The organism is Streptomyces sp. NPDC004561 (assembly GCF_053602155.1).
In genome coordinates, this window is record NZ_JBSGDB010000365.1 from 1 (window position 1) to 9,061 (window position 9,061).

Consider the following 9,061-nt stretch of genomic DNA (forward strand, 5'->3'; position numbering starts at 1 on the left):
GTACGCCGGCGCCGGCGTCGAGCCGGGCGCGCACCTCGTCGAGGACCAGATCGCCGCCCGCCTCGGGCGGCGCGGCGACCAGCACGTCGGCCTGCCCCCACGCGGCGTACTGGCGCACATGGACCACCCGCAGCGGTGCCGCGCGGCGGCGGGCGTCGTCCAGCGCCCACTCCAGTGCGCGCAGGCTGTCCTCGGAACCGTCGACCGCGGCGATGACCGGCGCAGTGCTCATGCTTCCTCACCTCCGGAACACGACCTTCCCCTTGCTGGGGCCAGCCTGGCTCAGGCGCGGCCCCCGCAGGGCGCTGCTGATCGCGTGTCCGGAAAACGGCTCGGAACACCCCCGGTTCAGGTCAGGTGGGCCCGGTTCAGGTGAGGTCGAACTCCCCTTCCCGTGCCCCGGAGACGAAGGCGCCCCACTCCGCCGGCGTGAAGATCAGGGAGGGGCTCTCCGGGCTGCCGCTGTTGCGCATCGCGATGAAGCCCTCGACAAAGGCGATCTGGACATCGCCCAGACCTCGGCTGCTGGACTGCCACTCGGCACTGCTGAGGTCCAGCTCCGGCTTGTCCCAGCCCACGAGCGGCTGCTGCTGGGTGATGCTCTCGGCCACGTCCGTACTCCTCCCGGTTCGTCGTCCGCGGGTCAGCCTAGCGACCGCTCACGATGCCCAACAGCCCACGTGGGGAGGACTTTCAGGCGTCGGGCGGCTGCGCTCCCACGAGCCACATGGAGAAGAACTGCGAGCCGCCGCCGTAGGCGTGCCCGAGCACTCTGCGGGCGCGGTCCACCTGGTGTTCTCCGGCCCGGCCGCGGACCTGGAGGGCGGCCTCGGCGAAGCGGATCATGCCGGACGCGCCGATGGGGTTGGTGGAGAGCACGCCGCCCGACATGTTGACGGGCAGGTCGCCGTCGAGTTCGGTCACCCCGGACTCGGTGAGCTTCCAGCCCTCGCCCTCCTCGGCGAAGCCCAGGTTCTCCAGCCACATGGGCTCGTACCAGGAGAACGGCACGTACATCTCGACGGCGTCGATGTCCCGGCGCGGGTCGGCGATGCCGGCCTGCCGGTAGACGTCGGCGGCGCAGTCCTTGCCGGCCTGCGGGGAGACGAAGTCCTTGCCCGCGAACAGGGTCGGTTCGCTGCGCATGGCGCCGCCGAGCAGCCAGGCGGGCGGCCGGGGCGCGCGGGCGGCTCCGGCCCGGTCGGTGAGGACCATGGCGCAGGCGCCGTCGGAGGACGGGCAGGTCTCGGAGTAGCGGACGGGGTCCCACAGCATGGGCGACGCCTGGACCTTCTCCAGGGTGATGTCGTGTTCGTGGAGGTGGGCGTAGGGGTTCTTCAGGGCGTTGCGCCGGTCCTTGTAGGCGACGAGGGAGCCGATGTGGTCGGGGGCGCCGCTGCGCCGCATGTAGGCGCGTACATGGGGGGCGAAGAAGCCGCCGGCGCCCGCGAGCAGGGGCTGCTGGAAGGGGATGGGCAGCGACAGGCCCCACATGGCGTTGGACTCGGACTGCTTCTCGAAGGCGAGGGTGAGGACGGTGCCGTGGACGCGGGCGGCGACGAGGTTCGCGGCGACCAGGCCGGTGGATCCCCCGACGGAGCCGGCGGTGTGCACGCGCAGCATGGGTTTGCCGACGGCGCCGAGCGCGTCGGCGAGGTACAGCTCGGGCATCATCACGCCCTCGAAGAAGTCGGGCGCCTTGCCGATGACCACGGCGTCGATGTCGGCCCACGTCAACTCGGCGTCGTCCAGGGCCCGTCGGGCCGCCTCGCGGACGAGTCCGGCGATCGACACGTCCCGGCGGGCGGCCACGTGCTTGGTCTGGCCGATCCCTGTGACGGCCACGGGCTCCTTGCTCATCGTGGATCCCCTTCGAGTACGGCGACCAGGTTCTGCTGGAGGCAGGGCCCTGAGGTGGCGTGGGCGAGGGCGCGGTCGGACTCGCCGCGGTGGATGCGGGCGGCGGCCTCGCCGATGCGGATGAGTCCGGCGGCCATGACCGGGTTGGCGGCGAGGGCACCGCCGGAGGGGTTGATCCGCACGCCGTCGCCGAGGCCGAGCGCCTTGCGCAGGACCACCTCCTGGGAGCTGAACGGCGCGTGCAACTCGGCGGTGTCGACGGGCCGTTCGAAGGCGCCGGCCTTCTCGGCGGCCAGCCGGGAGGAGGGCGAGTCGGTGAGGTCGCGCACGCCGAGGGCGTGTGCCTCGATGCGGTGGTCGAGGCCCCGGATCCAGGCGGGCCGTTCGCACAGTTCCCGGGCCCGGTCCCCGGCCGCGAGGATCACGGCGGCCGCGCCGTCGCCGACGGGCGGGCAGTCGCCGGTGCGCAGGGGCCGTACGACGTGGTCGCCGTGCGGTACCCGGCCCTTGAGCTGGGCGTGCGGGTTGGCGGTGGCGTCGGCGCGGCTGCGGGCGCCGACGGCGGCGAGGGCCGTCTCGTCGGTGTCGCCGGCGTCGATGAGGGCCTGCGCCTGGAGCGCGGCGAGGGCCACGGAGTCGGGCCACAGGGGGGCCAGGTAGTACGGGTCGAGCTGGCGGGTGAGCACGTCCCGTACCGAGCCGGGTGAGCACTTGCCGTAGGAGTAGACGAGCGCGGTGTCGGCGTCCCCGGTGAGGAGTTTGGTCCAGGCCTCGTACAGGGCCCAGGCGCCGTCCATCTCGACATGGGACTCGGAGATCGGCGGCCAGGCGCCGACGCCGTCGAGGGCGAGGGTGAAGGAGAAGGCGCGGCCGGCGAGGTAGTCGCTGGAGCCGGAGCAGGTGAAGCCGATGTCGGCGGTCTTCAGGCCGGTCCGCGCCAGGACCTCGTGCAGCACCGGCATCAGCATCTCGACCTCGGAGGACTCCTCGGTGGAGCGCCGGTGGTCGGACTGGGCGAAGGCGACGACGGCGATGTCCCGCGCGGGGGCTTCCTCGCTGGTCACAGCAGCTCCTTGTACGTCTCGTAGGCCGCGTCGGGCTCGCCGGTGGGTCGGTAGTGGTCGGGGTGGCGCGCGCCGGGCGTCCACACCGGTTCCACCCGCAGGCCCATGCGCACCTGGTCGTAGGGGATGCCGCCGATCCGGGCGTGCAGGGCGAGGTCCGCGCCGTCGAGGGCGATGTGGGCGTAGACGTACGGCACCTCGATGTCGAGGTTCTTCGCCTTGATGTTGACGATGCAGAAGGTGGTGACCGTGCCGCGGGGTCCCACCTCGACCTGTTCCGTGGTGGCGACACCGCAGGTGGGGCAGGCGCCCCTCGGCGGGACGTACACCTTGTGGCAGGAGGGGCAGCGTTCGCCGACGGTCCGCTGCCCGGAGAGGGCGGCGATGTAGTCGGTCTGGGCGCGGCCGGGCGAGTAGGTGTAGTCGAGGCGGGCGGGGGCGACGATCCCGGTGAGGGGGTTGTCGAACCGGCCCGTGTGGCCCCCGGGTTCGGCGGGTTCGCCGTCGTACGGCTCGAAGCAGGCGATGTCGGTGATGGCTCCGGTGCGTTCCCCGGCCCAGCGGATGCGGACCCGCATGCCGGTGCGGACGGCGTCGGGGCCGGGGGCGTCGAGGGCGTGCAGCAGGGCGGTGTCGGCGCCGTCGAGGCGGACCAGGACCCAGGCGAAGGGGGCGTCGAGGGGCTGGCCGCGGCGGGGGGCGTGGTTCCAGGCCCAGGTGGTGACCGTGCCCGTGGGGGCGACCTCCACCAGGTCGGTGATCTCCTCGGCGGTGTCGGGGTCGTACTCGACGGGCGGGACGAGGGTGCGTCCGCCGATGGTGCGCACCCCGAGGACGACGCGTTCGCGCAGGCCCGTGAGGAAGGCGCTCTGGACGGGTCCGAGGGAGCGGGTGAAGGGGAATTCGACGACGAGTGGCGCTTTGAGGACGTCGGGCATCGGGGTGCTCCTCGGGTCAGGCGCGCTTGTAGACGGGGGGCCGCTTCTCCGCGAAGGCGCGGGCGCCCTCCTTGGCGTCGGCGGTGTCGAAGACGGGCCGGCCGCGCTCGAGTTCGGCGGCGAGGCCGTCGGTCTCGGTCATCTCGGCGGTCTCGTACACGGACGCCTTGACGGCCTCGACGGCGAGCGGGCCGCAGGCGTTGATCCGCTCGGCGATCTCCAGGGCCCCGGCGAGCGCGGTGCCGTCGGGCACGACATGGCCGACGAGGCCGATGCCGGCGGCCTCCTGGGCGCTGTAGGGCCGTCCGGTGAGCAGCATCTCCAGGGCGTGGGTGCGCGGGATCTGGCGTTGCAGGCGGACGGTGGAGCCGCCGATCGGGAACAGTCCGCGCCGGACCTCGAAGAGGCCGAAGGTGGCGGACTCGCCCGCGACCCGGATGTCGGTGCCCTGGAGGATCTCGGTGCCGCCCGCGACGCAGTGGCCCTCGACGGCGGCGATCACCGGCTTGCGGGGGCGGTGGTGGCGCAGCATCGCCTTCCAGTGCAGGTCGGGGTCGGCCTTGAGCCGGTCGCGGTAGTGCTCCCCCTGCATGCCGTCGCCGGCCAGTGCCTTCAGGTCCATGCCGGCGCAGAAGGAGCCGCCGGCCCCGGTGAGCACGATCGAGCGGATCGCGTCGTCCTCGTCGGCCTCGAGCCAGCCGTCGTACAGGCCGACGAGCATCGGCAGCGAGAGCGCGTTTTTCGCTTCGGGCCTGTTCAGCGTGAGCACCAGCGTGGCGCCCTCGCGCCGCACGGTCAGGTGTTCCGTCCCACCCATGGGCCATCTCCCCTCGGTAAGAACGAGAACAGGTTGCAGTAGGTGGCAGGGCACTTCAAGGGTTTGCTGACAGACAGTCAGATTTCTTCGCCCGATGCCTTCCCAGTTACGGCGCGCTTTGCTCTGATGACCGGGCGATGCGACGGACGCGCCTTTCTCCGTCACGGCTGCCGGGGTCAGGAGGAGCGGTGGAGTACAACCTTGCCGATCTGTTCGAGTCGGTCGTCGACGTGGTCCCGGACCGCGAGGCGCTGGTGTACCTCGACCACCCCGGCACGGGCGCGGAGCGCCGGCTGACGTACGCGGAGCTGGACGCCGCGGCCAACCGGATCGCCCACCACCTGATCGACAGCGGGATTGGCCCCGGGGAGCATCTGGGGCTGCATCTGTACAACGGCGTCGAGTACCTGCAGACCGTGCTTGGCTGCATGAAGGCCAGGGTCGTCCCGGTCAACGTCAACTACCGCTATGTCGAAGAGGAGTTGGTGTACCTCTACCGGGACGCCGATCTGGCCGCGCTGGTCTACGACGCGGAGTTCGAGGACCGGGTGGCGGGGGCGCTGCCGCGCACGCCGAAGCTGCGGCGCCTGCTGCGGGTGGGCGCGGGTCCGGCCGGGATCGCGACGGCGGCCGGCTTCGCGGAGGCCGAGGCGGCCGCCTCGCCCGGGCGCGGCTTCCCGGCGCGGTCGGGGGACGACCAGTTCATCATCTACACCGGCGGCACCACGGGCATGCCCAAGGGGGTGATGTGGCGTCAGGAGGACCTGTTCTTCGCCGGGCTGGGCGGCGGGGCGCCGACCGGTGAGCCGGTGAGGACACCCCGGGAGCTGGCCGAGCGGGTCGCCGCGGGCGGCTCCGGCATCACCTTCTTCCCCACTCCCCCGCTGATGCACGGCACCTCGACCCTCACCGCGTTCATCGCCTTCAACTTCGGCCAACGGGTCGTGCTGCACCGCAAGTTCGTGCCGGAGGAGGTGCTGCGCACCATCGAGCGGGAGAAGGTGACCAGTGTGTCCCTGGTCGGTGACGCGATGCTCCGCCCGCTGATCGACGCGCTGGGCGGGCCGATGAAGGGCACGGACTGCTCGGCGCTGTTCAGCGTCTCCTCGTCGGGCGCGATCATGTCGGAGACGGTGCGCGCGCAGTTCCGCGAGCTGGTCCCGACCGCGCTGCTGCTGAACAACTTCGGCTCCTCCGAGTCCGGCTTCAACGGGACGGCGACGGAGGACTCCGGGCCCGAGCGCGGCTTCCGCATCCGGGTCAACTCCCGTACACAGGTGGTGGATCCGGCGACGCGTGCGCCGATCGCCGTGGGCGAGGTGGGCCGGGTAGCCCAGTGCGGGCACGTCCCGCTCGGCTACTACAACGACCCGCGCAAGACCGCCGAGACGTTCTTCGAGAAGGGCGGGCAGCGCTGGGTGCTCCTCGGCGACATGGCGACCGTCGACGAGGACGGCGTGGTCACCGTCCTCGGCCGGGGCTCGCAGTGCATCAACACCGGGGGCGAGAAGGTCTATCCGGAGGAGGTCGAGCAGGCGCTCAAGGCGCATCCGGACGTGTACGACGCGCTGGTCGCGGGTGTCCCGGACACCACGTGGGGCAACCATGTGGCGGCCGTGGTGCAGTTGCGCGAGGGAGCCCCGCGCCCCTCACTGGCCGACATCCAGGGCCACTGCCGTACCCGGCTCGCGGGCTACAAGATCCCCCGCCAGCTCGTGATCACGGACTCGATCCAGCGGTCGCCGAGCGGCAAGGCCGACTACCGCTGGGCACGGGAAGTGGCGGTGGCGGCCGACCGGTAGCACCGGGACGCCGGCGTCCTCGGGCGCCGGCCGTGCTCACCGGCCGAGGAACTCGGTCAGCGCGTCGAGGAACTCCTCCGGGCGGGTCTCGTGCACCAGGTGCCCGGCGTCGACGGTGACCAGCGAGGCGTCCGGGATGAGCTCCGCCAGCTTCGCGACCTGGTCCTGCGGGATGTGGCTGGTGGGGCCGCCCGCGATCACCAGTGCGGGCATGGTGATCCGGCACATGTGCTCCCACCACCTGGGATCGGGTGTGTTGCGCTGCTCGTCGGTGGCCCGGACCATCGCCCAGTCGAACGGCGGCTCGGCCGCGGGCCGTTCGGCGGGCGGCCGGGGCGGGTCGAGCGGCACCGGCGCACAGACGTCCTCCAGCACGAGGCGCCGTACGACGCCGGGGTGACGCTGGGCCAGCAGATAGGCCACGATTCCGCCCAGCGAGTGGCCCACCACATCGGTGCCGCCGATACCGAGGGCACCCATCAGCGCGTGGACGTCGTCGCTCATCTCCTCCAGACCGTACTCGCCCGGCCGGTCGCTGCGTCCGTGGCCGCGCAGGTCGGGGGCGTGCACCCGGCGCGGCACCGGAGGTGCCGCGAGCCGTTCGGCGATCCGGGACCAGTCCGCGCCGTCGGCGCCCCGGGCGTGCAACAGCAGGATCGGCGGGGCGTCGCGCGGGCCCCAGCTGCGGCAGGCCAGGGTGATGCCGTTCGCCCGGACGGTGTACGCCGGTGTGGTGTCCATGCCGGGCACGCTAGCCGTCCGTCGCGTCCCGGGCCGTCTCCTCTGCCGACGGCAGAGCGGTGGGCGCGGGGCGGTCGAGGAAGGCTGCGACGCGGTCGCGGAACCGTTCCGGGGCGTCCAGCCAGGGGAAGTGACCGGCGCCCGGCTGCACGGTGAACTCGGCGTCCGGGAAGGCGTCGGCGGTGCGGCGGGCCAGGTCGGGCCGCGGGCCGCCGTCGAGTTCGCCCGCGTACACGAGGACGGGCGCGGCCAGGCCCGCGAGGGCGGCCCGGGTCGCGTCCGGAGTGAAGGCGCCGTCGCCGGAGTAGGCGTCGCCCGCCTCCTCGTTGGTCTGCTCCAGCTCGGCGTCCGCGTGCTCCCGCGCGGAGTCGTCCCAGCGGCCGTAAAAGAACGGCAGGAACACGTCGTCGAACTCCGCCTCGCCCGCGAGCCACGCCCGGAAGGCCGGGAACGCCTTCGCGAACCACGGCTCGCCGGCCCGCAGCCGCGCCGCCGCCAGCCGGTCCTCGGCGGTCGCCCGCATGCCGAGCGCGGACGGGTTGGGGGTGATCAGCACCAGCCGCCGGATCCGGTGCGGGTGGCGGGCCGCGTAGAGCATCGCCAGGGCGGCGCCCGCGGAGTGGGCGAGCAGATCCAATTGCTCAAGGCCCAGGTGGCCGCGCCACGCCTCCACGTCCTCGACCATCCGGTCGCAGCGGTACGTCGCCCGGTCCGCGGGCGCCCCGGACGCACCGGTGCCCCGCAGGTCCAGCAGGGCCAGCCGGCGCCGCGCGGTCAGCCCGCCGAGGTCCCCGAGGTAGGCGGAGGCGCGCATGGGCCCGCCGGGCAGGACGGCGAGGGGCTCGCCCTCGCCCCGCAGGTGGTAGGCGAGCCGCGTACCGTCGGCTGTGGTGAGGGTCGGCATGCGCCTGATCATCCGGCTCCGCCCGAAGGACCCGCAACTCCTTTCCGGACGGCGCGGGTTGGCGATCGCGAGGCCGCGCGAGCCCGCTCAGCCCGGGAGGGTGACCAGCCCCGTCTCATAGGCGGTGATCACGAGTTGCACCCGGTCCCGGGCGCCCAGCTTGGTGAACAGCCGGGAGACGTGCGACTTGGTGGTGGCCACCGTGATGAACAGGTCCTCCGCGATCTCGGCGTTCGACCGGCCCCGTCCCACCAGGGTCAGCACCTCCCGTTCCCGCTCGGTGAGACCCTCGACCGGCCGTGGGGCGCGCTCCGGGACAGCCGTGGGCCGCGCGAGGAAGTCCGCGATCAGACGGCGCGTCACAGCCGGCGCGAGCAGCGCGTCGCCGGTCGCGACCACGCGGAGCGCCGCGAGGATGTCGTCGAGCGCCATGTCCTTCACCACGAAACCGCTCGCACCGGCCCGGAGCGCCCCGTGGACGTGCTCGTCCTCGTCGAAGGTGGTCAGGACGAGGACGCGGGCCCCCGACGGTGAGGCCGTGATCCGGCGCGTGGCCTCGATCCCGTCCATGCCGGGCATCCGGATGTCCATCACCACCACGTCGGGGCCGAGTTCCCCGGCCAGCCGTACCGCCTCGGCCCCGGTGGCGGCCTCACCGACGACCTCCAGGTCGGGCTGGTCGGCCATGAGCACCCGCAGACCGGACCGCACCAGCGGCTGGTCGTCGGCGAGCACCACCCGGATGGTCATCGCACCTCCACCGCGCTCGCGGCCGACGCGCCCAGCGGCAGCCGTGCCACCACCCGGAAACCGCCCTCCGGGCCCGGCCCCGCGGTGAGTTCAACACGGGGGCCATCAAGGCGGCGAGGAGCGCGGTGTCCGCGCTGCGGGGCGGCCAGGCGGGCTGACGGTTCGGACCGTCCGGCAGGGGGCAC

At 73.0% G+C, this 9,061-nt stretch carries 10 protein-coding genes and 1 pseudogene; 1 reads left to right on the forward strand and 10 read right to left on the reverse strand.

The window, feature by feature from the left end; genetic code table 11:
- The 6 genes from ACWEN3_RS34040 to ACWEN3_RS34065 form a co-directional block, all read right to left on the reverse strand.
- The coding region (locus tag ACWEN3_RS34040; protein WP_452978817.1) for a universal stress protein at nt 1-232 on the reverse strand (232 nt) is incomplete at its 3' end.
- Nucleotides 233-368: 136 nt separating this feature from the next.
- Nucleotides 369-611, reverse strand: a complete 243-nt coding sequence (locus ACWEN3_RS34045; RefSeq protein WP_452978819.1) for a DUF397 domain-containing protein — start codon at nt 609-611, stop codon at nt 369-371.
- 82 nt (nt 612-693) lie between these two features.
- Nucleotides 694-1,860 carry a thiolase domain-containing protein gene (locus ACWEN3_RS34050; RefSeq protein WP_452978822.1) on the reverse strand — a complete coding sequence of 389 codons (1,167 nt, stop codon included), beginning with the start codon at nt 1,858-1,860 and terminating at the stop codon, nt 694-696.
- On the reverse strand, nt 1,857-2,924 hold the full coding sequence (locus ACWEN3_RS34055) for a thiolase domain-containing protein (protein WP_452978825.1): 1,068 nt from the start codon (nt 2,922-2,924) through the stop codon (nt 1,857-1,859). The genes ACWEN3_RS34050 and ACWEN3_RS34055 overlap by 4 nt, the downstream gene beginning before the upstream one ends.
- Nucleotides 2,921-3,862: a Zn-ribbon domain-containing OB-fold protein gene (locus tag ACWEN3_RS34060; protein WP_452978828.1), complete on the reverse strand. Its 942-nt coding sequence runs from the start codon at nt 3,860-3,862 to the stop codon at nt 2,921-2,923. Before ACWEN3_RS34060 ends, ACWEN3_RS34055 begins: the two co-directional genes overlap by 4 nt.
- Before the next feature lie 16 nt (nt 3,863-3,878).
- The gene (locus ACWEN3_RS34065) at nt 3,879-4,679 is read right to left on the reverse strand and encodes a crotonase/enoyl-CoA hydratase family protein (protein ID WP_452978831.1); all 801 of its coding nucleotides are present in this window, start codon (nt 4,677-4,679) and stop codon (nt 3,879-3,881) included.
- 188 nt (nt 4,680-4,867) lie between these two features.
- On the opposite strand from ACWEN3_RS34065, the gene ACWEN3_RS34070 reads away from it, so the two are divergent.
- Nucleotides 4,868-6,481: an acyl-CoA synthetase gene (locus tag ACWEN3_RS34070; protein ID WP_452978834.1), complete on the forward strand. Its 1,614-nt coding sequence runs from the start codon at nt 4,868-4,870 to the stop codon at nt 6,479-6,481.
- 36 nt (nt 6,482-6,517) lie between these two features.
- On the opposite strand, the gene ACWEN3_RS34075 is transcribed toward ACWEN3_RS34070, so the two are convergent.
- The 4 genes and pseudogenes from ACWEN3_RS34075 to ACWEN3_RS34090 form a co-directional block, all read right to left on the reverse strand.
- On the reverse strand, nt 6,518-7,222 hold the full coding sequence (locus tag ACWEN3_RS34075; RefSeq protein ID WP_452978836.1) for an alpha/beta fold hydrolase: 705 nt from the start codon (nt 7,220-7,222) through the stop codon (nt 6,518-6,520).
- Between the two features lie 10 nt (nt 7,223-7,232).
- On the reverse strand, nt 7,233-8,126 hold the full coding sequence (locus ACWEN3_RS34080) for an alpha/beta fold hydrolase (RefSeq protein WP_452978838.1): 894 nt from the start codon (nt 8,124-8,126) through the stop codon (nt 7,233-7,235).
- An 87-nt stretch (nt 8,127-8,213) separates the two neighbouring features.
- Nucleotides 8,214-8,876: a response regulator gene (locus ACWEN3_RS34085; RefSeq protein WP_452978840.1), complete on the reverse strand. Its 663-nt coding sequence runs from the start codon at nt 8,874-8,876 to the stop codon at nt 8,214-8,216.
- A pseudogene (locus tag ACWEN3_RS34090) lies at nt 8,873-9,061 on the reverse strand (hypothetical protein); the annotation flags it as partial. The pseudogene ACWEN3_RS34090 and the gene ACWEN3_RS34085, both read right to left, overlap by 4 nt.

What these genes read in the sequence shown, in the direction of transcription:
- ACWEN3_RS34050 (WP_452978822.1), bottom strand. Translation starts at nt 1,860, where the DNA reads ATGAGCAAGGAGCCCGTGGCCGTCACAGGGATCGGCCAGACCAAGCAC.
- ACWEN3_RS34060 (WP_452978828.1), bottom strand. Translation starts at nt 3,862, where the DNA reads ATGCCCGACGTCCTCAAAGCGCCACTCGTCGTCGAATTCCCCTTCACC.
- ACWEN3_RS34065 (WP_452978831.1), bottom strand. Translation starts at nt 4,679, where the DNA reads ATGGGTGGGACGGAACACCTGACCGTGCGGCGCGAGGGCGCCACGCTG.
- ACWEN3_RS34075 (WP_452978836.1), bottom strand. Translation starts at nt 7,222, where the DNA reads ATGGACACCACACCGGCGTACACCGTCCGGGCGAACGGCATCACCCTG.
- ACWEN3_RS34080 (WP_452978838.1), bottom strand. Translation starts at nt 8,126, where the DNA reads ATGCCGACCCTCACCACAGCCGACGGTACGCGGCTCGCCTACCACCTG.
- ACWEN3_RS34085 (WP_452978840.1), bottom strand. Translation starts at nt 8,876, where the DNA reads ATGACCATCCGGGTGGTGCTCGCCGACGACCAGCCGCTGGTGCGGTCC.